This is a genomic window from Escherichia sp. Marseille-Q3837, from assembly GCF_916618735.1.
Taxonomy (GTDB): Bacteria; Pseudomonadota; Gammaproteobacteria; order Enterobacterales; family Enterobacteriaceae; genus Escherichia; species Escherichia ruysiae.
This window is the reverse complement of sequence record NZ_CAKAKC010000001.1, coordinates 2,327,548-2,350,924: the sequence shown is the minus strand read 5'-3', so window position 1 is coordinate 2,350,924 and position 23,377 is coordinate 2,327,548. Positions and strand designations below refer to the sequence as shown.

Genomic DNA, 23,377 nt, shown 5'->3' with positions numbered 1-23,377 from the left:
TTCTTCTATTTGTATATATTTTTGTTTCCAATAATGTTATCACCAGAACCACTGTGATTCTGAGTCACTGACCCAATATTCGTGTTTTGCTCAGGCTGAATCAGTTTTAAAATTTGCTGTATTTCTGATGATTCGTTCAATTTTCGCTCGATAACATGCTCTCCATAATCCTTAAGCTCAAGAGTATTTACTTTATAAGCTAAAGTCTCCAATAAAGTATCGTCAACAATCCATCCATGTAGCTTTTCTTTCAAGAAACCTGTAGTTATTGCAACGCCGTTCTTAAACCCATCATAGAGTATTCCTGATAGCAGAGTACTTGTTAAAAAATCCATATCCCCCCCTTAAATTGCTTATTTAAACCTGTTGTCGCCGACTAAAACTGACCCATCCTTTTTGAGTTTTCGAGGTACAAAAGATGGTGTCTGAACTTGCTATCTGTGTTCTGGCTATATAGGACTAGTCCATTAAATGATGATTACCTACTTGAACCCATCATAGTGCCCGCCAATGGGCTTAACATACCCTAATGTAATTAATGTCTCAATGTGACTAGATCGCCCTTTTGCACTTTAGGACTGATAGATCCGCTGCTCGCTTAAGGTTGCCCGCTCCCTTCTGCATATGTTACTGAAGATGGTCAAGCAACATGCAAATGGGTAGTCAACTGGATGCGAATACTCATATTTTGTCTTATCCGACCATGTAAACACATCCCAGAGGGGTGTATATTGATGATTTAGGCTATTCAAGATCGCTAGTGTCGAAAACAATCTGCGACTTATCCATCTCCAGGCAATCTGGAGGCAAACCCAGCATAGCCTCAGCATCACCTACATTACCGATAATGGCGTAGTCATCATATCCCCATCTTTCCAGATCGAGATTGCTTTCGGGATAACCAGGGGATAGTAACAACCATTCACGCAACTCTTTCAGTGTCTTTTCCATAATCAATAAGTTCCATGTTTAAGATTGGCTGACCACCAGCTACAGTCAATGATTATCCCATACGGGTAAAGCGGTGTCGGGCTATTTCTTCCAACTATCCCCCAATGAGTAGGGTTATCAAGAACCAGCAAGATAGCGGCAGTTGGAAGAGTAAACATTGATGTTTGAGGCATAACGCAAATTTGCGTTATGCCTGATTAACGGTAAACCGGAACTACCAGCTATCATCCCCCTCTCAATAGGGTATACCGTAATGACAAGCTGATACAAAGTCTCAATAGGGTTTCCTAGGAACATTTTGACTACACAAAATACCTTATGTATCATTTGCACTTGTATTTATAACCCTATTGAGACAATGCAATGAACGTTAGAATTTACTGCCGAGCATCAACTGAGGGGCAACACGCTGATCGAGCACTTACCAGCCTACGTGAATTTTCAAAATTAAAAGGCTGGCAGATTGCTGGAGAGTACATAGAAAATGCTAGCGGGGCGAAGCTGGAGCGCGTAGAGCTTATGCGGCTATTGTCTGAAGCCCAGCCCGGCGATCTGTTGCTAGTGGAAGCTATAGATCGTCTGAGTCGCCTAGAACATAGCGCATGGGTTGAACTGAAAGATACGCTCAACCGAAAAGGGTTAATCATCGTATCAATGGATTTGCCAACGAGCTGGCAGATGGTCGAGATGGCAGGCAATGACCTAACCAGCGGCATCCTGAGAGCTGTAAATGCCATGTTGATAGATATCCTTGCCACAATGGCGCGACAGGATTACGAAACACGCCGTAAACGCCAACAGCAAGGCATAGAGCGGGCTAAAAGCGAAGGCATATACATTGGCAGGGAGAAAAATCAGGAAGCCCGTGAGATCGTTCAAGAGATGTTGGAGCAAGGAGTAAAACCTGAACTCATCATGAAGGCAGCAGGAATCAGCCGAGCGACTTACTACCGTATAAAAAGTGAGCTGTCAGTCGTAAAATCAGAATAACATTTGAAAGGTAGTCAGGCTTGTTTCATCAGCTAAAACCAGCTTTTCTGACCACAACATCTGGGGGCACCCATTGGGGCACCCACCAAAATCGAAAACAAAATTAATTAGAATTCAAATTTTTAATTGATTTTTCGATTCCTGCAGGGGACACCATTTATCAGTTCGCTCCCATCATCTGTACCAGTCCGCAAAATCCCTTTGAATATCAAGATGCCCGCGCATCCACAGTTCGTCATGATTCGCGTAAGATTGTTAACAGCCGCACTCCATGACGGGTAAAAGTGGATAAAATAATTTTACCCACCGGATTTTTACCCATGCTCACCGTTAAGCAGATTGAAGCAGCAAAGCCGAAAGAAAAACCATACCGCCTTCTCGATGGTAATGGTCTGTACATTTATGTCCCTGTATCCGGGAAAAAGGTATGGCAGATTCGCTACAAGATTGACGGCAAGGAGAAAATCCTGACTGTCGGAAAATATCCGCTTATGACTTTGCAGGAAGCAAGGGATAAGGCATGGGCTGCGAGGAAAGACATCTCGGTTGGCATCGATCCGGTAAAAGCGAAAAAGGCTTCGTCTAGCAACAATTCCTTTAGCGCAATTTACAAGGAATGGTACGAGCACAAGAAGCAAGTCTGGTCAGTAGGCTATGCGACTGAACTTGACAAAATGTTTGATGACGACATTTTACCCATCATCGGCGGTCTTGAGATTCAGGATATTGAGCCGATGCAATTGCTGGAAGTGATCCGCAGATTTGAAAATCGCGGTGCAATGGAGCGAGCCGACAAAGCACGCAGAAGATGCGGCGAGGTTTTCCGTTACGCTATTGTCACCGATAGGGCTAAATATAACCCGGCACCTGACCTTGCTGACGCCATGAAGGGATACCGTAAGAAAAACTTCCCGTTTCTGCCTGCAGACCAGATACCGGAATTCAACAAAGCACTGGCAACATTTTCAGGAAGTATCGTATCGCTCATTGCGACCAAAGTTTTACGCTACACAGCCCTAAGGACGAAAGAGCTTCGTTCTATGCTATGGAAGAACGTCGATTTTGAAAACAGGATTATCACCATCGACGCCAGTGTGATGAAGGGACGCAAAATTCATGTGGTTCCGATGTCAGACCAGGTGGTTGAACTTCTCATTACACTAAGCTCCATCACTAAACCAGTATCAGAGTTTGTTTGTGCCGGGCGTAACGATAAGAAGAAGCCAATCTGCGAGAACGCGGTACTGCTTGTGATCAAACAAATCGGCTATGAAGGTCTGGAAAGCGGTCACGGATTCAGGCATGAATTCAGCACGATTATGAACGAGCACGAATGGCCTGCTGATGCTATTGAAGTGCAACTGGCACATGCCAACGGCGGATCTGTGCGTGGTATTTACAACCATGCTCAGTATCTCGATAAGCGCAGAGAAATGATGCAGTGGTGGGCGGACTGGATTGATGGGAAGGTTGCATAGCCCTACCTACATCGCCGGACAATCATCAAGCTCAACTTGATGATGTACGTTATCACTCAGAATATAGGTCATAATGCTATCAACAAGTCATACTGCAAGACTGGCTTCTCCCTTGTGGTGTGGCTTTCACTTTTCTGGTTGATCTTGCTGATCTTGCTTGTTCATGCATGTACAATTCCCCAACTCAAAATCATAAAATTTACGAATATGACTATAAAATACAGACCAGATATTGACGGATTGAGGGCTATAGCAGTCCTGTCGGTTGTTATCTTTCACTTTCAGAATACAATACTTCCTGGTGGGTTTGTGGGGGTGGATGTGTTCTTCACAATATCAGGTTATTTAATGACCGGGATAATATTATCTTCTATTCAAGATAATAGTTTTTCAATATACAAATTTTATTTATCTCGTGCAAAAAGGATATTACCAGCACTGAGTTTATTATGTGCGACATTGATGGTTGCCGGGTGGTTCTTATTGCCACCGCTTCAATATACGGCATTAGGAAAACACGTTTTATCAAGCGTTCTTTTTGTTTCAAACTTTGTCTACTGGCAGGAGTCTGGATATTTTGATGCAGAATCTCATGAAAAATGGCTGTTACATACATGGTCGTTATCAACGGAATGGCAATTTTATCTTTTATTCCCAATATTTATCTTACTAATACAAAGATTACTTGGAAATAGATTGATATTGCCATCTCTCGTGGTTTTATTATTAGTAAGCTTTTGTTATAGTGCAATATATTCCTCATCATATCCAGTATCGTCATACTATTTACTTCCAAGCCGTGCATGGGAAATGATTGCAGGTGGACTAGCATATTTCTATGTCACTAGCAAATATGCAAATAAATCAGTTAAACTTCATTACGCTGGAGTAGGTGTTATTTTATTTTCTTGCTTCTACATATCCTCTAGTGACATATGGCCAGGATATTTTGCAGCATTACCAGTCATCGGTTCATGCATGTATCTTGCAGCCAATCATCAAGATAAAATTTTGAACTCAGCTCCTTTTAAATTAATTGGCAGATGGTCTTATTCAATTTATTTATGGCACTGGCCAATTGTAGTATACTGTCATATTAATAATATAAACATTAATATTTTACTGGGTATTTTCATTTCTATAATACTTGGTTTTATAAGTTTTTCAATTATTGAAAAAAGAAGAAGCGTAAAACTACTTGCAGGTACACCATTTACTGCAGCCGCAGCTTGCTTTTTATTTTTCAACTCTGGATATGCATATCAAATGCCTAAAGATGTTTATTCATCATCAATGCTTGATCCAAAATCAGATGATTATGGCGGATACACCTGGAAAAGAATCAAAGAATTAAACACTGGATTCACTTCTAACAAAAACAATAAAATACTGGTCATTGGTGATTCACAAGCAGGGGATTTCATAAATATACTTGATGAGTCAGGTTTGGCCAATGGTTACGAGATAAGGAGCAGGATGATATCTACAAGATGCTCATCTTTCTATTTAAACCAAGAGCAAAGGAATAAACTTTATACGATAATGCCTGAAATCCAAAAAGGGCTTATTACAAAAACTGATTGTGACAAAGAAATCGGAAGGGTGTTTGATGATAAAATTGTATATGATGCTGACGTTATATTCATTGCAATGAATTGGAAAGACTACGCCATACCCTACAATAAAGAATCTCTAATTAACCTTAGAGAGAAAACAAAAAAACCAATATACATTATAGGGAATAAGAATTATAGCAAAGCCTTGCCTTCAATCATCTACAATGCTTTTGTGAATAAAACCGATATTGGTAAAAGTGCTTATATTGCGTCTGAAAAAGAGATTCAGATTAATCATAAAATGAAAGAAATGGTCACATCTAGTGATATGGCTACATATATAAACCTTAAGGGCTACTCATGTAACTCAAAAATAAATGAATGTGTAACTAGTTATAAGGGTGAGCCTATCCTTTATGATGCTATGCATACAACAAAGAATGGCGCAGTATATTACTCCAAAGCACTGCAAGGAAAAGTAAAGTTGTAAAAGACCACCTCCTGAGGAGGTGGCTTTTCAGAATGCCCCCATAAGCTGAGGGATCCCCAGAAAATTTTCATCAGTAAGCCAGCACCATACTTCGGTAAGTGCTGGCCAACCGGCACAATATCTTTTCAGGTTGTGCTCGTCGTAGAAGTTCAGGGTTAAATCTCAGGACGTTTTCAGCCAGCGTCAGAAAAGACAATACTCTTCGTTTTTTGAGACTATTAGCCTGATACTTTAAATGAAATCCTTTATTTTCAAAATGATAACCAAGTAGCCAGAGTACGATACTGGCCAGTGTAACCAGTAGACTTAATACCAGAAAACGCTCTCCCCTCCGACTTCTGCTCGCCCGAAGGCCAAAACCAAAGCGTTCACTTTTTTCATCCCGAAAGTTTTGCTCTATCTGCATTCTTCGACTGTACAGTTTCATGATTTTTTTGGCATTAAACTCAGCTGTATTGCTGAATATTAACCATGGTTCTCTGCCTGCGGCTTTTTGTTCTTTTTCCGTTGTTGGTAAGCCCGGCCTCCCTCTGGCACGCCTGCTTTTTCTGCCTTTAGGTGAATGTTTATAAAGATAAAAATGTCCTTCACACTGCGAGCGTTTTTTCCGGGCCAGGGTTCCCGTCCCCAGGTATTTTGCCTCTGAACTCCCCCTGCACATTTTTATGTCCAGCCACTTATCTTTGTCACTATCCAGCCTGAACTTCACTACCCCCCTGATACGGCCAATAAAATCCCATCCCAGTGATTTGATATGACGAAACCATGCACTTTGAAAACCGGCATCAGTAACAATAACAACACGAGTCCGGGGAGAAATGGCCCCGGAAAGCGCATCCAGAAAAGCGATTTCCACCGCCTCGTTTTTTTTTGACGGGAAGACCTGACTCATCAGGGGGATAGAACGACCGTCGCAGAGGAGGCTGGCACGAAGGACATGATATTTCTGAAAAGGGTAACCGCTCCAGTCAACAGCGATAACACACCACGACAGTTTTTTTGCCATCATGGAAGTAATATTTTTGAATATCAGAGGGATATCATTATGAAGTCGTGTATTACCCAGCAGACGGTCAACGCGTTTTATTTTATCTTTCACGCGAGCAGGACCGGGTAAATGCCGGCCAATGCTGGTAAGAGAAAGAGATGCGCCACCGACTAAAGCAGCAGCAGAATCAATAATGGCATTTTGTCGATACTGATGCGTGGAAGCTAAAGCATTACGGAAAAAAGTCAGGCATACTTTACGGGCAGGCATAGAGGTGATCTCATTGAATTTGTTAGCGCAATCAGTAGATCACAAAACTCTATGCCTGTCTTCTTTTCTGGGGATTCCTCAGCCATAAGGGGCGACTGTCATATTCCGTTTGAGACTGTAATTTAAATAGTGTAATTGCCTGGTTTTGATATGTTCACTCCAACAACGGAGACAGGTAAATTATGGACTAAAAGAAGCTTAAAGCCCTTGCGGCTGAACTGGCTAAAGGCCTCAATCAGTTTTCCCGTATGCTGATGAAATTAACTGTGAAGTGGTTTACTGAATTTGTCCACCTGAACAGAGGTGATATGCTCACCTCAGAACAACACAGGTGTCACAATGAAAAGAAGAAATTTCAGCGCAGAGTTTAAACGTGAATCCGCTCAACTGGTTCTTGATCAGACCTACACCGTTGCAGATGCGGCCAGTGCTATGAATGTGGGTCTTTCTAATGACGCAATGGGGAAAGCAGCTTCGTGATGAACGACAGGGCAAAACGCCAAAAGCCTCCCCCATAACCCCGGAGCAGATCGAAATACGTGAGCTCAGGAAAAAGCCACAACACATTGAAATGGAAAACGAAATATTAAAAAAGGCTACCGCGCTCTTGATGTCAGACTCCCTGAACAGTTCTCGTTAATCGGGAAACTCAGAGCGCATTATCCTGTGGTCACTCTCTGCCACGTGTTCGGGGTCCATCACAGCAGTTACAAATACTGGAAAAGCCGCCCTGAAAAGCCAGACGGCAGACGGGCTGTATGACGCAGTCAGGTTATGGAGCTGCATAACATCAGCCATGGCTCTGCCGGCGCAAGAAGTATCGCGACTATGGCAACCCAGAGAGGCTTCAGAATGGGCCGCTGCCTTGCCGGCAGGCTCATGAAAGAGCTGGGACTGGTGAGTCGTCAGTAGCCCACTCACTGGTATAAACGTGGTGGTCATGAACACATAGCTATCCCGAATCACCCTGAGCAACAGTTCGCAGTGACAGAGCCTAATCAGGTGTGGTGCGGCGACGTGACGTATATCTGGGCAGGAAAGAGTTGGGCTTACCTCGCTGTTGTTCTCGACCTGTTCGCAAGGAAAGCGGTGGGATGGGCAATATCGTTCTCACCGGACAGCAGACTGACCATCAAAGCACTGGAAATGGCGTGGGAAACTTGCAGTAAAACAGCCGGGGTGATGTTCCATAGCGACCAGGGGAGGTATTACACAAGCAGGCCGTTCCGGCAGTTACTGTGGCATTACCGGATCAAGCAGAGTATGAGCCGACGTGGAAATTGTTGGGATAACAGCCCGATGGAACACTTCTTCAGAAGTCTGAAGAACGAGTGGGTGCCGGTGACAGGTTATATAAACTTTAGCGAAGCAGCTCATGCAATCACAGGGTATATCGTCGGGTATTACAGCTCGCTGAGGCCACATTGTTACGAACGGTGCAAAAGTGATCCACACCCAACGCCTGAAATCAGATCCAGGGGGTTATCTGCTCTCCTGATTCAGGAGAGCTTATGGTCACTTTTGAGACAGTTATGGAAATTAAAATCCTGCACAAGCAGGGAATGAGTAGCCGGGCGATTGCTAGAGAACTGGGGATCTCCCGCAATACGGTTAAACGTTATTTGCAGGCAAAATCTGAGCCGCCAAAATATACGCCGCGACCTGCTGTTGCTTCACTCCTGGATGAATACCGGGATTATATTCGTCAACGCATCGCCGATGCTCATCCTTACAAAATCCCGGCAACGGTAATCGCTCGCGAGATCAGAGACCAGGGATATCGTGGCGGCATGACCATTCTCAGGGCGTTCATTCGTTCTCTCTCGCTTCCTCAGGAGCAGGAGGCTGCTGTTCGGTTCGAAACTGAACCCGGACGACAGATGCAGGTTGACTGGGGCACTATGCGTAATGGTCGCTCACCGCTTCACGTGTTCGTTGCTGTTCTCGGATACAGCCGAATGCTGTACATCGAATTCACTGACAATATGCGTTATGACACGCTGGAGACCTGCCATCGTAATGCGTTCCGCTTCTTTGGTGGTGTGCCGCGCGAAGTGTTGTATGACAATATGAAAACTGTGGTTCTGCAACGTGACGCATATCAGACCGGTCAGCACCGGTTCCATCCTTCGCTGTGGCAGTTCGGCAAGGAGATGGGCTTCTCTCCCCGACTGTGTCGTCCCTTCAGGGCACAGACTAAAGGTAAGGTGGAACGGATGGTGCAGTACACCCGTAACAGTTTTTACATCCCACTAATGACTCGCCTGCGCCCGATGGGGATCACTGTCGATGTTGAAACAGCCAACCGCCACGGTCTGCGCTGGCTGCATGATGTCGCTAACCAACGAAAGCATGAAACAATCCAGGCCCGTCCCTGCGATCGCTGGCTCGAAGAGCAGCAGTCCATGCTGGCACTGCCTCCGGAGAAAAAAGAGTATGACGTGCATCTTGGTGAAAATCTGGTGAACTTCGACAACCCCCCCTGCATCATCCACTCTCCATCTACGACTCATTCTGCAGAGGAGTGGCGTGATGATGGAACTGCAACATCAACGACTGATGTCGCTCGCCGGACAGTTGCAACTGGAAAGCCTTATAAGCGCAGCGCCTGCGCTGTCACAACAGGCAGTAGACCAGGAATGGAGTTATATGGACTTCCTGGAGCATCTGCTTCATGAAGAAAAACTGGCACGTCATCAACGTAAACAGGCGATGTATACCCGAATGGCAGCCTTCCCGGCGGTGAAAACGTTCGAAGAGTATGACTTCACGTTCGCCACCGGAGCACCGCAGAAGCAACTCCAGTCGTTACGCTCACTCAGCTTCATAGAACGTAATGAAAATATCGTATTACTGGGGCCATCAGGTGTGGGGAAAACCCATCTGGCAATAGCGATGGGCTATGAAGCAGTCCGTGCAGGTATCAAGGTTCGCTTCACAACAGCAGCAGATCTGTTACTTCAGTTATCTACGGCACAACGTCAGGGCCGTTATAAAACGACGCTTCAGCGTGGAGTAATGGCCCCCCGCCTGCTCATCATTGATGAAATAGGCTATCTGCCGTTCAGTCAGGAAGAAGCAAAGCTGTTCTTCCAGGTCATCGCTAAACGTTACGAAAAGAGCGCAATGATCCTGACATCCAATTTGCCGTTCGGGCAGTGGGATCAAACGTTCGCCGGTGATGCAGCCCTGACCTCAGCGATGCTGGACCGTATCTTACACCACTCACATGTCGTTCAAATCAAAGGAGAAAGCTATCGACTCAGACAGAAACGAAAGGCCGGGGTTATAGCAGAAGCTAATCCTGAGTAAAACGGTGGATCAATATTGGGCCGTTGGTGGAGATATAAGTGGATCACTTTTCATCCGTCGTTGACACACATGATTATAATGGTGGATTATCACCAAACGAATCGGAAAACCGATACTGGAAAAAATCTAAAACCGTGGTCAGTTTTTGTTGACCATATATGGACGCCCCAGGTGATGCAAGTACTGGTTCTATGCGGTTTGCGACCATATGTCCGGCATCGTTAGTAGGTTCAATGACCTGCGCCATGATGTTATCCGAGTCCTGTTTCCTAATCACTACACCGGTATTTAATTACCCAGGTCAACTTCAGACTGTTACAGGGACGGTAGCCGTTATCTCATCAGTGCCTGCAAACTCATTTAAAAATGTTTTCTGTAATTTGCTGTTTTTATTTAATTCATCGCAACGGCCTTCTGCATATTAAAATCAACACCATCGGTCAAAACACGCCGATAATTCTCTCCCACTCGAGAACTGTGTAGCATCAACTTCGCTGAGAAATGCTACTGCAATCAGGGGACCGACGTCCGGGATTGTTAATAAATGCCGGTACTCAATTTGTTGTGATGACAGCAGTCGACGAAGAGTGAATGTCAGGCTGTTTGAGGCATCTTCAATCAGTTCCGGTAGCTTTTGCTGGAGACGCAGGAGCCCGACAGGAATAGTGAAGCCATATTCAGCGAGCAGAGAACGAAGCTGGTTGGCCAGCGCCGTTCTCTGCTTAACCATCAGTTGACGTGTGTTCCGGAGCGCCTTGATATCCTGCTGTTCTGTGGTTTTTACAGAAACAAAGTGAATACCCGGGCGAAATGCTGTCTCGCAAATTGCCAGTGCATCATTAGCATCATTTTTCTGGCTACGGACAAAAGCCTTTATGTGTTGTGCAGGGATGCGCCTGACACAATAGCTCATAGATGTGAGGGTTCGCCCCCAGACATGCGGAGTGGCGCAAGCCTCCATAGCAACAAGAGTTCCAGGTTCAATGTCGGATAGTCTCCAGCAATTTAGAACGAGAGATTTTTTTGTTCCATGTGACGGGGCTATCGACCATCCAGACGCAGACCTGAAATACTGATTTGGCGATATCAATACCAACAACCCTGATTGTGTTCATGTGATTTACTCCCGTAGCAAACGCAGACAGTAAAAGTATGGCACTGGCTGCTTCAGGAAAGGGCGTCCATCACATCACTACAGTTCCGGCATTCAAAGGCATCCTCAACGAATGGGATTCACTCGTTGCTCTGTTGAAGTCTGAAATGAAGATACACGGAAACAAAGCACCAGAGACTTACAGAAGAATTAGTGAGCTACGCAAGAACTAACTATGGAATCACACAGCCTCACACTCGATTAGGCCTGTCAGTTGCTCAAGATATCCAGACCAACCATCGCCGCATCAATGCGTTTTTTTATTGCCTTATTTGCAGGTTCGATTCCCTATTCGGAGATAGCACTCATGCAACACGAACTACAGCCTGATTCATTGGTTGATTTGAAATTCATCATGGCTGATACTGGTTTCGGTAAAACCTTCATCTACGACCGGATTAAGTCCGGCACCCTGCCAAAAGCCAAAGTTATCCACGGGCGCGCAAGATGGTTATATCGTGACCATTGTGAATTCAAAAATAAGCTCTTAAGCCGCGCCAATGGGTAAAATAGCGGGTAAAAGATTTCTCACATCTAAAAAACACCAGTCCGATCAATCCCCTGCCGCTTCAAGTAGATGTCTGCAGGGGACACCATTCACTACCGCCTTCCATACCCCACCATAAAGCGGATCATCAAGCCACAAGCTGGGGCAATAAACATAAATATCCCCGTTACCAGCTCATTACCGCCAGTTAAACACATAGTGAAGTAATAAATGAGGGCGGCGAGGATCACCATGCCGAAAAATGAAGAGACGGCAGATACTACATTTAGTACCTGGCCAATATATCCGCTGACACAAACAATACACAGGGCGAGAAACATCCATAAATAAATCATAGCTCAACCTCCTGCCGCGCTAAAAAACCTGTTACTTCAGGTGATTTAATAGTAAGACAATTCTTAATCACTGGCAATTTTTGCCAGGTTCTAATAAAAACAAGATGTTAAAAAATAGGGTTATTCGCTCCTGAAAAATATTTACTTGAGTGATTAATAATCAGTAGCTGAAAACAATCGGCTGATGATAAAATGGAAGTACCGCATTCATGCTCCTCGTGGTTTTGTCCTGACTAGTCTTTACACTCTTTACAGGAACCATTGTCGTACATGATGGCCTAATATTATTGAGTGTACCGCTGTCGACATGGAATCTTCTGCGATACAACAATTCGTATCTACAGAAGGTAACTATGTTTCCACAGCGCAAATTTTCCCGCGAGTTTCTCCATCCTCGCTACTGGCTCACGTGGTTTGGTCTGGGCGTACTCTGGCTTTGGGTACAACTTCCTTATCCTGTCTTGTGCTTTCTTGGCACACGTATCGGCACGATGGCCAGACCATTTCTGAAACGTCGCGAATCCATCGCCCGTAAAAACCTTGAACTTTGCTTCCCGCAGCATTCATCTGAAGAACGCGAGAAGATGATTGCCGAAAACTTTCGTTCACTCGGCATGGCGCTGGTAGAAACCGGCATGGCGTGGTTCTGGCCCGATCGTCGCGTGCGTAAATGGTTTGATGTTGAAGGTCTGGATAACCTGCAACGCGCACAAATGCAAAATCGCGGCGTAATGGTCGTCGGCGTACATTTTATGTCTCTGGAACTGGGTGGCCGCGTAATGGGGCTTTGCCAGCCAATGATGGCAACTTATCGTCCGCATAATAATCAATTGATGGAATGGGTGCAGACCCGTGGTCGGATGCGCTCAAATAAAGCGATGATCGGCAGGAATAATCTGCGCGGTATTGTTGGTGCTTTGAAAAAAGGTGAAGCCGTATGGTTCGCTCCCGACCAGGATTATGGTCGTAAAGGAAGCTCCTTCGCTCCGTTCTTTGCGGTAGAAAATGTTGCGACGACCAATGGCACTTACGTGTTGTCACGCCTCTCAGGTTCCGCCATGTTAACTGTGACGATGGTACGAAAAGCCGATTACAGCGGATACCGTTTGTATATCACCCCAGAAATGGAAGGCTACCCGACTGATGAAGGTCAGGCTGCGGCTTATATGAACAAGATTATTGAGAAAGAGATTATGCGCGCACCGGAGCAGTATCTCTGGATCCACCGCCGCTTCAAAACGCGTCCGGTGGGTGAAGCATCGTTATACGTTTAACAAACGACCAACACTTCTTCCCTCCTCAAATTAGCCATAATAACCCAATGGTTTTTATGGCTTTTTTCTTAAGGCTTTTCCCTTCGCTGAATTATGAATTATTACTGACAGAAATTAAACTGTCGCCGATATGAGACACTTGTAAGTTACTAAAAGTAAATAAGAAAATGCCACTTGTTTCAATTTAGTTTTAGGCGTACATTAGCGCCGTCTCGAGCAAATCAGCTCAGAATTCTGGGGTGATGCCCACGGCAAAACAGAGCCCTGTTAAGGTCGTTTTCCCGGTGTCAACTCACTGTATCAGATGTAATGAAGTCATTCAGGCGTAACAGTAATTACGCGGAGAGATGTAAAGTGAAATATTTCTTTATGGGCATTTCTTTTATGGTCATCGTTTGGGCCGGTACTTTTGCCCTGATGATCTAAAAGCAAACTGTGCAATGAAAAACAGGAGCCATCTGGCTCCTGTTTTCGTTCCTGAGAATGCATTTATTCGGCGTTTTCGTGAATATGTTTACTGCTGGCTGGAAGTAAACCATCGGCGCGGAACATCGCTTTGATGCCTCTGACTGCCTGACGAATACGGTCACGGTTTTCAATCAACGCAAAGCGTACATGCGTGTCGCCGTAGTCACCAAAGCCAATCCCCGGCGAGACACAGACCTTCGCTTCGTTAAGCAGCTTTTTGGCAAACTCCAGCGAGCCCATTGCCGCATACGGTTCAGGGATTTTCGCCCAGACATACATCGAAGCTTTCGGCATTTCGACCATCCAGCCCGCTTCATGCAGCCCTTTTACCAGCACATCGCGGCGGCGCTTATACTGTTCGGCAATATCGCGCACGCACTGTTGATCGCCTTCCAGCGCGGCAATTGCAGCCACCTGTAACGGTGTAAAGGTGCCGTAATCGTGATAACTTTTGATACGCGCCAGCGCACTGACCAGCGTTTTGTTACCAACCATAAAGCCGATACGCCAGCCTGCCATGTTGTAACTTTTCGACAAGGTAAAGAACTCAACCGCCACGTCACGTGCGCCCGGCACCTGCATAATTGACGGCGCTTTCCAGCCATCGTAGACAATATCAGCATAGGCCAGGTCGTGGACCACCAGCACATCGTAGCGTTTCGCCAGCGCCACCACTTTTTCGAAGAACTCCAGTTCCACACATTGCGCTGTTGGGTTCGACGGGAAGCCGAGGATCATCATCTTCGGTTTCGGATAACTTTCGCGAATAGCGCGTTCCAGTTCATTGAAGAAATCGACACCCTCCACCAGCGGCACTGAACGTACCTGCGCACCGGCAATCACAGCGCCGTAGATATGAATCGGATAACTTGGATTCGGCACCAGCACCGTGTCGCCGTGATCCAGCGTCGCCAGCATCAGATGCGCCAGCCCCTCTTTCGAGCCAATGGTGACGATGGCTTCTGATTCCGGATCAATCTCGACATCGTAGCGATCCTGATACCAGCGGGAAATGGCGCGACGTAAGCGCGGAATGCCGCGTGAAGTGGAATAGCCGTGTGTGTCCGGGCGCTGCGCCACGGTACAGAGTTTTTCGACGATATGCGGCGGGGTCGCGCCGTCCGGATTGCCCATACTGAAATCGATAATATCTTCGCCACGCCGACGCGCAGCCATTTTCAGTTCAGCGGTAATGTTAAAAACGTAGGGCGGGAGACGATCAATACGCGTAAAGCGACGTTCAGGGCGAGTGTCAGCCATAATTTCCTCAGATTAACGTGAGCGCCCGGACCGTCCGAGCGACGCTGCCACGATGGGTGGCTGTTTTGAAAATAGCCTGATTAATTTCTGTCTGTCGAGCGTTTTAGCAAAAAATTTTTTCTACCAAAAAATGAGGAACACTTGTAATAAAATGGGAAATCCTTACTTTCTTTCAAGAAAATCAAACTCACATTAATTAACATTATAATTTCAATAATTTTACTTATTGAGTGTGCATTATCAAGAGATGCATTGCCAATACACCATTCACCTGATAATCCCCTTTTAAAACTGTGGTTTTTCCTCAAAAACGGCCTGCTGGTCATCAGCCTTCAGGTTACCTATCATAGAGGTTTAATCCTTATCCAGAGTTACCCGTGCACGAAATATTCAACATGCTGCTGGCGGTCTTCGATCGGGCAGCGTTAATGCTTATCTGCCTGTTCTTCCTTATTCGTATCCGCCTGTTTCGCGAGTTGTTGCACAAGTCGGCGCACTCACCGAAAGAGCTGCTCGCAGTTACCGCCATTTTCTCGCTGTTCGCCCTGTTCAGCACCTGGTCCGGCGTGCCGGTGGAAGGCTCACTGGTTAACGTGCGTATTATTGCGGTGATGTCAGGCGGGATTTTATTTGGTCCGTGGGTGGGGATCATTACCGGCGTGATAGCCGGGATTCACCGCTATCTTATTGATATTGGTGGCGTGACGGCGATTCCCTGCTTTATCACCAGTATTCTGGCGGGATGTATATCGGGCTGGATCAACCTAAAAATCCCCAAAGCGCAGCGTTGGCGTGTCGGTATTCTCGGCGGTATGTTGTGTGAAACGTTGACCATGATTCTGGTGATTGTCTGGGCGCCGACCACCGAACTGGGGATCGATATCGTCTCTAAAATCGGTATCCCGATGATCCTTGGCAGCGTCTGTATCGGCTTTATTGTGCTGCTGGTGCAAAGCGTTGAGGGCGAAAAGGAGGCCAGCGCCGCGCGGCAGGCCAAGCTGGCGCTGGATATCGCCAACAAAACACTGCCGCTGTTTCGCCATGTCAATAGCGAATCGTTACGTAAAGTCTGCGAAATTATCCGCGATGACATTCACGCCGATGCGGTAGCAATCACCAATACCGATCATGTGCTGGCCTACGTTGGCGTGGGTGAACATAACTATCAGAATGGTGATGACTTTATTAGCCCAACCACACGGCAGGCGATGAATTACGGTAAAATCATCATTAAAAACAATGATGAAGCCCATCGCACGCCGGAAATCCACTCGATGCTGGTGATCCCGCTTTGGGAGAAAGGTGTCGTGACCGGGACGCTGAAAATCTACTACTGCCACGCGCATCAGATCACCTCGTCATTGCAGGAAATGGCGGTCGGTCTGTCGCAAATCATCTCCACGCAACTGGAGGTTTCGCGTGCCGAGCAGCTACGTGAAATGGCAAATAAGGCAGAGCTTCGCGCCCTGCAAAGCAAAATTAATCCCCATTTCCTGTTTAACGCTCTGAACGCAATCTCCTCATCAATTCGCCTGAATCCGGATACCGCTCGCCAGCTGATCTTTAATCTGTCGCGTTATCTGCGCTATAACATTGAATTAAAAGACGATGAGCAAATCGATATCAAAAAAGAGCTGTATCAAATTAAAGACTATATTGCCATTGAGCAGGCCCGCTTTGGCGACAAGCTGACGGTTATCTATGATATTGATGAAGAGGTGAATTGCTGCATTCCCAGCCTGCTGATCCAGCCGTTGGTGGAGAACGCCATTGTCCACGGTATTCAGCCTTGCAAAGGTAAAGGCGTTGTCACCATCAGCGTTGCAGAGTGCGGTAATCGGGTACGCATTGCGGTGCGAGATACCGGGCACGGCATCGATCCAAAGGTGATTGAGCGGGTCGAAGCGAATGAAATGCCGGGCAATAAAATTGGCCTGCTGAATGTGCATCATCGCGTGAAGTTGTTATATGGTGAGGGGCTGCATATTCGTCGTCTGGAGCCTGGGACGGAAATCGCGTTTTACATTCCTAACCAACGCACCCCTGTCGCCTCACAGGCTACGTTATTGCTTTGAGCCGGAGTGATATTGTGAAAGTCATCATTGTTGAAGACGAATTCCTGGCACAACAGGAACTGAGCTGGCTAATTAAAGAGCACAGCCAGATGGAGATTGTCGGCACCTTTGACGACGGTCTGGACGTGTTGAAGTTTTTGCAGCATAACCGCGTCGACGCCATTTTTCTGGATATCAATATTCCGTCGCTGGATGGCGTGTTGCTGGCGCAAAACATCAGCCAGTTCGCCCATAAACCGTTTATTGTGTTTATCACCGCGTGGAAAGAACATGCGGTAGAAGCGTTTGAACTGGAGGCGTTTGACTACATTCTCAAACCGTATCAGGAATCACGCATCACCGGGATGCTGCAAAAACTGGAAGCGGCCTGGCAGCAACAGCAAACCAGCAGTACGCCTGCCACAACGGTAACGCGTGAGAATGACACCATTAATCTGGTGAAAGATGAGCGAATTATCGTTACGCCAATTAATGATATCTATTACGCCGAAGCGCACGAAAAAATGACCTTTGTCTATACGCGGCGTGAATCCTACGTAATGCCGATGAACATTACCGAGTTTTGCAGCAAGCTGCCTCCATCGCATTTTTTCCGCTGCCATCGCTCGTTTTGTGTCAATCTGAACAAAATCCGCGAAATCGAACCGTGGTTTAATAACACTTATATTCTGCGGCTAAAAGATCTGGATTTTGAAGTGCCGGTCAGTCGCAGCAAAGTAAAAGAATTCAGGCAGTTAATGCATCTGTAATCAGGAATACTCATGAAAGCAACAGGCTTGCCCGCCGATCAACAATTTTTCGCCGATCTGTTCAGCGGCCTGGTGCTTAACCCGCAACTACTTGGGCGCGTCTGGTTTGCCAGCCAGCCTGCCTCGTTGCCGGTGGGTAGTTTATGTATTGACTTTCCCCGTCTGGATATCGTGCTGCGCGGCGAATACGGCAATCTGCTGGAAGCAAAGCAGCAGCGTATGGTGGAAGGGGAAATGCTGTTTATTCCGGCGCGCGCGGCTAATTTACCGGTCAACAACAAACCGGTAATGCTGTTAAGCCTGGTGTTCGCACCGACCTGGCTTGGGTTATCGTATTACGATAGCCGCAGCACGTCATTGTTGCATCCGGTTCGCCGGATCCAGCTTCCCAGTCTGCAACGCGGTGAAGGTGAAGCAATGCTCACCGCCCTCACCCATCTCAGCCGTTCGCCTCTGGAGCAGAATATCATTCAGCCACTGGTGTTAAGTTTGCTGCATCTTTGCCGCAACGTGGTGAATATGCCGCCGGGCAATTCGCAACCTCGCGGCGATTTTCTCTATCACAGCATTTGTAACTGGGTTCAGGATAACTACGCCCAGCCGCTCACCCGCGAGAGCGTGGCGCTGTTTTTTAATATCACGCCCAATCATTTGTCAAAACTGTTTGCGCAGCATGGGACGATACGTTTTATCGAATATGTGCGTTGGGTGCGAATGGCGAAGGCGAGGATGATTTTGCAGAAATATCATCTGTCGATTCATGAAGTGGCGCAGCGTTGCGGCTTTCCGGATAGCGACTATTTTTGTCGCGTCTTCCGGCGTCAGTTTGGCCTGACGCCGGGAGAGTACAGCGCCCGTTTTCAGGGCTAACATTAGAAGGTTAATTCCGTTTCCAGCAGCGTCAGGATGCTTTGTGCGTCTTGCGCGGCGAACAGCGACTGGCGGAAGTTTTTATTCACCAGTTTGCGCGCCAGCTGCGAGAAGACCTTCACATGGTTCATCCCTTCGCTAGCGCCCAGCGTCAGCATGATCACCAGCTCGACTTCGCCCATTTCTGACTGCCAGTCAACCGGTTTCGCCAGCCGGGCAATGCTGATACTGGAATGACGGATCCACTGAGATTTAGTGTGCGGGATCGCCACGCCAAAACCAACGCCAGTAGTAACAATCTCTTCCCGTTGCCAGACATCTTCTTCCAGCTCGAACGGATGCTCAGTGCGCCCGTTGACGCCAAGGTTGCCGCACAGAAACTGAATCGCCTGCTCTTTATTACTAAAGGCCTGATCAACAAAGATATTCTCCAGCGCCAGCAATGGGCGAACGTCTTCTTCCGGCGTAAAGGCGGTGAGTAACGCTTCAATTTCCTGCGCACTGCGGCACTCGCAAGCCTGACGCGCAAGTTCCCGACACGCCTCGCTATCCAGTTGACGCAACTGGCTTTTCACCGCCGGAATGCGTGGGCTACTCATACTTAGCTCATCCAGGCCCAGCCCAAGCAGTAGCGGCAGATAACGGCTTTCACCACCCAGCTCACCGCAAATGCCGACCCATTTTCCCCGCTGATGCGCAGTGGTCACTATCTGCTGCAACATGCGCAGGAAAGATGGCGTAATCGGGTTATACAGCGGCGATACGCGCGGGTTATTACGATCGACCGCATACAGATACTGGGTCATATCGTTGGAGCCGATACTAAAGAAATCGACCTCATCGCAGAAGTGATCGATGATGTAGCACACCGACGGCACTTCCACCATGATACCCAGCGTAATCGTCTCTGCATGACGCAGGCCATCGCGCTTAAGCTCAACGATTGCTTTCTGGATCTCACTCTTCACCCATAAGATCTGATCGAGGCTGTGAACCATCGGGATCATCAACTGAGCGTTACCGTAACTGGCAGCACGCAAAATGGCCCGTAGCTGGGTACGGAACAGGCCAGCAAATTCCGGGTAAATACGCACAGCACGATAGCCGAGGAACGGGTTCTCTTCCTGGGGAATGTTGAGATATGGAATGCTTTTATCGCCGCCGATGTCCATCGTGCGGAAAATAATTGGCTTGTCGCCCGCCGCCAGTAACACCTGCTGGTAGGCTTCAAACTGTTCCTGCTCGTCCGGCGCGCTATCGCGATCCATATACAGCATTTCGGTGCGGAACAGCCCGACGCCTTCCGCGCCATTGGCAAACGCACCAGGAGCTTCCAGAGCGGTGCCAATATTCGCGGCGATATCAATTCGCTTGTTATCACGGGAATAGGCCAGTTGCGCGGCGGCCTGCGCCTGTTGTTTTTGGCGTTTGTCCGCCAGCGTCTGCGCAACCTGGTAATAACCGCTCACCGCGTCATCAGGATTAATCGCCAGCACGCCACACTGGGCGTCAAGCACCGCCGGTTGCCCGGCATAACGGGCTATCGCATCCAGCGGCAAGCCGCTCAGTACCGGGATCGCCGAAGCTCGCGCCAGAATCAGGGTATGCGATGTGCGCCCGGTTTTCTCCAGAATCATGCCTGCGAGATTTTTTAAATCGAGACTCAAAAACTGGCTTGGAGTTAAATCTTCGGCGACCAGAATGGTCGATTTTTCAAGCAGCAGATTATTGCGCGGCTTCACTTCCGGCCAGGTGATATGCAGCAACTGTTCGCTGATATCACGAATATCACTAACTCGTTCGCGCAGATAATCGCTGGCAGAGGCAGAAAGTTTGTCGCAAACCTGCTCCATATTGCTGATGATTGCCGCCCCCAGTCCCTGATGTTGTTCTGCCATCAGACGACGGATATTCCCCGCAAACTCTTCATCCTGAATCAGCGACAAATGGGCGCTAAGAATGGTTTTACTTTCGCCGTCACGCTCGCGCAGCTGCTGGTTCAGTTGTTCGGCAAGCGTTGCCAGGCTGTGTTCCAGCCGGGTGGTGTCTTGCACACTGGCAGGGATCGCCCGATAACTGTCGAGGCTGTCGCTCTGCAACAACGTTAACGTACCAACACCGACGCCGCTCGCCAGCACGTTACCGTACAGCAAATCAGGGTTAAGGCGACTTAATGAACGTGGCAGCGGATGCGCCGTCAGTTCTGCTTGTGTCGGTTGGATGCTGTCGCTGTCGATAAAGCGCACCTGGATGTACTCTTCCAGTACGCGCCGTGCCTGTTCTTCATCGCTACCGCTAATGTTCAGGCTGCAACTGTCATTAAATAAAGTGCCGGTGCCAATCAGCGCCAGTGAACTTTTGGCATCGGCCTTGGCGTTCTGGCGATGGTTGATAAAAGCGATTTCGCTTTGCCACTGACTACACTGTTCTTTAAGTTCCCACGCCGGACGGGCATGAAGTCCGTTAGGCAAAGGACAGAGAAATTGAATCGATAACATAACCGCTCCGGGTTAATCGGGAAATCATCTGAAATCCGTCAGTTGAACAACCGTCTCACGGGTAAGACGTTGAATAAGGGCAGATAAAAGTTGCTGCATCTGCAAGATGTCGCGGCAGTCGGCAATCGATGCGGCGCAATGTCCGTGCCGGGTGGCAGGCCCCATCACCACTGTGGGTACGCCAGTACCGGTTAAATGCACCGCTCCGCCGTCCGTACCGCCGTTGCTGAACATATCGGCCTGCAACGGAACACCAATTTCTGCCGCCACGGTTTCGATCCAGGCTGTGAGTTTTGGCGGCGCAATCAGCGATTTATCGCTTAACACCAGCATCGGACCGTTACCAATCTGGCGATGGTTCGCCGCGCCATAATCAAAGTTTTTCGCCCAGCAGGCGGTATCAAGCACAATGGCGACGTCCGGCGACACCGCGCGGGTGGCGGTTTGCCCGCCGCGTAATCCCACCTCTTCGCTGGAACTTGCCACCAGCCACACTTCCGCAGGCAACTCGGCGCGGTGTAGTTCGCGCAGTAAGGTCACCAGCAGATAGCAACCGAGGCGGTCATCAAAAGCTTTCCCCATCACTCGCTGGTGGGGGAGAACCTGAAAAGTAGTATCAAACGTGACGCGATCGCCTGGACGAATTCCCGCCTGCATCACTTCGTCATACGAGCGCGCACCAATGTCCACGCGCATGGCGCTGACCTCATTTCCCTGCCGCTCGCCGTCAAGCAGGCCGGGAATTTTGCACTCTTCACGGGTGGTGATGCGCACCGGCTGCAACTGGCGGGCAGCCATGCGCACGTTGCCAACCGGCAGCACGTCAATAGCGCCTTCGCGGGAGATGCTGCGCACCATAAATCCCACTTCGTCCATATGCGCACAGATCATCACTTTCGGACCTGTCGATTCATTGAGGCGGATCAGCACCGATCCCAGACCATCAAATCGCACTTCTTTTTGCAGTCGATCCGCTTCATCCAGCAGAATCTGCCGGACTTCCTGTTCCGAGGAGGCGATCGCATCGGCCTCGCTCAACGCTTTTAATAGCGATAAATCCATTATGCCTCTCCCGTGAGCAACACTGTTTTCGGCATGGCGTAGAGCACTTCTGCGCCTTGCGGGGTAACCAGCACGACATCTTCGATGCGCACGCCCCCTTGCCCTGGCAAATAAATCCCCGGCTCTACGGTCAGTAACATGCCTGGCTGGAGCATCGTGGTATCACGTGGTGAAAAACGCGGATCTTCATGTACGTCAATGCCGATTGCATGACCGGTGTTATGGCCGAAATACTCTCCATAACCGGCTTCTGTAATGACCCGACGCGCGGCGTCGTCAACCTGCTGGCAACGCACGCCGGGGAGAATTGCGGAGATTGCCGCCAGCTGTGCCTGCAGGACAATCTGATAGACGTTAAACAGCGGGTGAGATTCGGCGCTCACCCCTTCGCCATGAACCAGGAAGGTGCGCGTCATATCAGAGCAGTAGCCCTGATACAGCGCACCGAAATCGAGTGTGACAAACTCGCCCGCTACAACCACTTTGTCGCTGGCCTTGCCGTGCGGCAGCGCCCCACGCCAGCCACTGGCAACAATGGTGTCAAAGGAGGCTTTTTCCGCGCCCTGCTGGCGCATAAACCACTCCAGTTCAGCGGCAATCTCGCGCTCGCTCATCCCCGCCTGAATAAAGCGGCGAATATGCTCTGCACCACGATCGGCAATCCCACAGGCGAGACGGATTTTTTCCACCTCCTCTGGCGTTTTGATTTGCCGCAGCACATCCGGCGTGGCGCTGACCAGCTTTGCATTAAGTTCAGCCTGCCAGCGGTGCGCGGTTTCCCAACTCACCTGCTGGCCTTCAAAACCGAGCGTTTGCAGCTGCTCATCGGCAATGATTTGATTGACGATGGTTGCCAGCGTGTGCATCGCGTCAAGCAAATGTAGCTGGTAGCCTTGCGCACGAGCTTCCACCTCCACGTAATAGCGCGAATCCACCAGAATGTGCGCACTTTCACGGCCAATCAGCACATAGCCTGACCCGGTGGAAATCCCCAGATGGGGCTGTTTGTTCTGCCGTGAGGAGAGAAGCACCGCATCCAGCTGTTGCGCCTTAAGCCAGTCGCGCAGCGAAGCGAGTAATGTCATCAGGA

At 48.3% G+C, this 23,377-nt stretch carries 21 protein-coding genes and 2 pseudogenes; 12 read left to right on the top strand and 11 right to left on the bottom strand.

Annotated elements, in window-relative coordinates:
• Positions 1-5: 5 nt before the first annotated feature.
• The gene (locus LG381_RS11000; RefSeq protein WP_000346990.1) at positions 6-335 is read right to left on the bottom strand and encodes a hypothetical protein; all 330 of its coding nucleotides are present in this window, start codon (positions 333-335) and stop codon (positions 6-8) included.
• Between the two features lie 409 nt (positions 336-744).
• Complete coding sequence (locus tag LG381_RS10995; protein WP_000416087.1) at positions 745-951, bottom strand: hypothetical protein; 207 nt, start codon at positions 949-951, stop codon at positions 745-747.
• A 363-nt stretch (positions 952-1,314) separates the two neighbouring features.
• Between LG381_RS10995 and LG381_RS10990 the strand changes: the two genes are divergently transcribed.
• The 3 genes from LG381_RS10990 to LG381_RS10980 all read left to right on the top strand — a co-directional run bounded on the left by LG381_RS10990 (position 1,315) and on the right by LG381_RS10980 (position 5,465).
• Entirely contained in the window at positions 1,315-1,941 is a 627-nt protein-coding gene (locus tag LG381_RS10990; RefSeq protein ID WP_021554498.1) for a recombinase family protein, read from the top strand.
• Between the two features lie 320 nt (positions 1,942-2,261).
• The gene (gene intS / locus LG381_RS10985; protein WP_225762979.1) at positions 2,262-3,419 is read left to right on the top strand and encodes a prophage integrase IntS; all 1,158 of its coding nucleotides are present in this window, start codon (positions 2,262-2,264) and stop codon (positions 3,417-3,419) included.
• 207 nt (positions 3,420-3,626) lie between these two features.
• On the top strand, positions 3,627-5,465 hold the full coding sequence (locus LG381_RS10980; RefSeq protein WP_225762408.1) for an acyltransferase: 1,839 nt from the start codon (positions 3,627-3,629) through the stop codon (positions 5,463-5,465).
• A 70-nt stretch (positions 5,466-5,535) separates the two neighbouring features.
• Here the strand turns inward: LG381_RS10980 and LG381_RS10975 are convergent, their stop codons facing one another.
• Positions 5,536-6,723: an IS4 family transposase gene (locus tag LG381_RS10975; protein WP_225762407.1), complete on the bottom strand. Its 1,188-nt coding sequence runs from the start codon at positions 6,721-6,723 to the stop codon at positions 5,536-5,538.
• Positions 6,724-7,062: 339 nt separating this feature from the next.
• Between LG381_RS10975 and LG381_RS10970 the strand changes: the two are divergent.
• The 3 genes and pseudogenes from LG381_RS10970 to istB all read left to right on the top strand — a co-directional run.
• Positions 7,063-8,154 (top strand): annotated as a pseudogene (locus tag LG381_RS10970) (IS3 family transposase); the annotation flags it as partial.
• An 80-nt stretch (positions 8,155-8,234) separates the two neighbouring features.
• Positions 8,235-9,256, top strand: a pseudogene (gene istA / locus LG381_RS10965) (IS21-like element IS100 family transposase).
• Complete coding sequence (gene istB / locus LG381_RS10960; protein WP_225762406.1) at positions 9,253-10,035, top strand: IS21-like element IS100kyp family helper ATPase IstB; 783 nt, start codon at positions 9,253-9,255, stop codon at positions 10,033-10,035. The pseudogene istA and the gene istB overlap by 4 nt, the downstream one beginning before the upstream one ends.
• A 73-nt stretch (positions 10,036-10,108) precedes the next feature.
• Here the strand turns inward: istB and LG381_RS10955 are convergent, their stop codons facing one another.
• The 3 genes from LG381_RS10955 to LG381_RS22350 all read right to left on the bottom strand — a co-directional run bounded on the left by LG381_RS10955 (position 10,109) and on the right by LG381_RS22350 (position 11,150).
• Positions 10,109-10,282: a hypothetical protein gene (locus LG381_RS10955; RefSeq protein ID WP_225762405.1), complete on the bottom strand. Its 174-nt coding sequence runs from the start codon at positions 10,280-10,282 to the stop codon at positions 10,109-10,111.
• Between the two features lie 180 nt (positions 10,283-10,462).
• On the bottom strand, positions 10,463-10,996 hold the full coding sequence (locus LG381_RS10950) for a transposase (protein ID WP_225762404.1): 534 nt from the start codon (positions 10,994-10,996) through the stop codon (positions 10,463-10,465).
• Between the two features lie 19 nt (positions 10,997-11,015).
• A complete protein-coding gene (locus tag LG381_RS22350; RefSeq protein ID WP_300979951.1) occupies positions 11,016-11,150 on the bottom strand; it encodes a hypothetical protein in 135 nt (44 codons plus the stop codon).
• A gap of 345 nt (positions 11,151-11,495) precedes the next feature.
• Here LG381_RS22350 and torI point away from each other — a divergent pair, with 345 nt between their 5' ends.
• Positions 11,496-11,696 carry a response regulator inhibitor TorI gene (gene torI, locus LG381_RS10945; protein WP_105290830.1) on the top strand — a complete coding sequence of 67 codons (201 nt, stop codon included), beginning with the start codon at positions 11,496-11,498 and terminating at the stop codon, positions 11,694-11,696.
• A 92-nt stretch (positions 11,697-11,788) separates the two neighbouring features.
• On the opposite strand, the gene LG381_RS10940 is transcribed toward torI, so the two are convergent.
• Positions 11,789-12,031, bottom strand: a complete 243-nt coding sequence (locus LG381_RS10940; protein WP_000639879.1) for a YfdY family protein — start codon at positions 12,029-12,031, stop codon at positions 11,789-11,791.
• A gap of 353 nt (positions 12,032-12,384) precedes the next feature.
• Between LG381_RS10940 and lpxP the strand changes: the two genes are divergently transcribed.
• The gene (lpxP, locus tag LG381_RS10935; protein WP_000484421.1) at positions 12,385-13,305 is read left to right on the top strand and encodes a kdo(2)-lipid IV(A) palmitoleoyltransferase; all 921 of its coding nucleotides are present in this window, start codon (positions 12,385-12,387) and stop codon (positions 13,303-13,305) included.
• Positions 13,306-13,659: 354 nt separating this feature from the next.
• Positions 13,660-13,731 (top strand): membrane protein YpdK, encoded by a 72-nt coding sequence (gene ypdK, locus LG381_RS10930; protein WP_010723117.1) that lies wholly within the window; start codon positions 13,660-13,662, stop codon positions 13,729-13,731.
• A 63-nt stretch (positions 13,732-13,794) separates the two neighbouring features.
• On the opposite strand, the gene alaC is transcribed toward ypdK, so the two are convergent.
• Positions 13,795-15,033, bottom strand: coding sequence for an alanine transaminase (gene alaC, locus LG381_RS10925; protein WP_225762403.1), 1,239 nt, complete (start codon positions 15,031-15,033; stop codon positions 13,795-13,797).
• Positions 15,034-15,410: 377 nt separating this feature from the next.
• Between alaC and ypdA the strand changes: the two genes are divergently transcribed.
• The 3 genes from ypdA to LG381_RS10910 are packed head-to-tail and all read left to right on the top strand — an operon-like array spanning position 15,411 to position 18,727.
• A complete protein-coding gene (gene ypdA / locus LG381_RS10920; protein WP_000544384.1) occupies positions 15,411-17,108 on the top strand; it encodes a two-component system sensor histidine kinase YpdA in 1,698 nt (565 codons plus the stop codon).
• Between the two features lie 14 nt (positions 17,109-17,122).
• Positions 17,123-17,857: a two-component system response regulator YpdB gene (ypdB, locus tag LG381_RS10915; protein WP_001298580.1), complete on the top strand. Its 735-nt coding sequence runs from the start codon at positions 17,123-17,125 to the stop codon at positions 17,855-17,857.
• A gap of 12 nt (positions 17,858-17,869) precedes the next feature.
• Positions 17,870-18,727, top strand: coding sequence for an AraC family transcriptional regulator (locus LG381_RS10910; RefSeq protein WP_225762402.1), 858 nt, complete (start codon positions 17,870-17,872; stop codon positions 18,725-18,727).
• A 2-nt stretch (positions 18,728-18,729) separates the two neighbouring features.
• Here LG381_RS10910 and ptsP read toward each other — a convergent pair whose 3' ends face one another.
• The 3 genes from ptsP to ypdF are packed head-to-tail and all read right to left on the bottom strand — an operon-like array spanning position 18,730 to position 23,372.
• Positions 18,730-21,225 (bottom strand): phosphoenolpyruvate--protein phosphotransferase, encoded by a 2,496-nt coding sequence (gene ptsP / locus LG381_RS10905; protein ID WP_225762401.1) that lies wholly within the window; start codon positions 21,223-21,225, stop codon positions 18,730-18,732.
• A 24-nt stretch (positions 21,226-21,249) separates the two neighbouring features.
• Positions 21,250-22,287 (bottom strand): aminopeptidase, encoded by a 1,038-nt coding sequence (ypdE, locus tag LG381_RS10900; RefSeq protein WP_225762400.1) that lies wholly within the window; start codon positions 22,285-22,287, stop codon positions 21,250-21,252.
• Entirely contained in the window at positions 22,287-23,372 is a 1,086-nt protein-coding gene (gene ypdF / locus LG381_RS10895; protein ID WP_225762399.1) for an aminopeptidase, read from the bottom strand. The genes ypdE and ypdF overlap by 1 nt, the downstream gene beginning before the upstream one ends.
• Between the last annotated feature and the right edge of the window lie 5 nt (positions 23,373-23,377).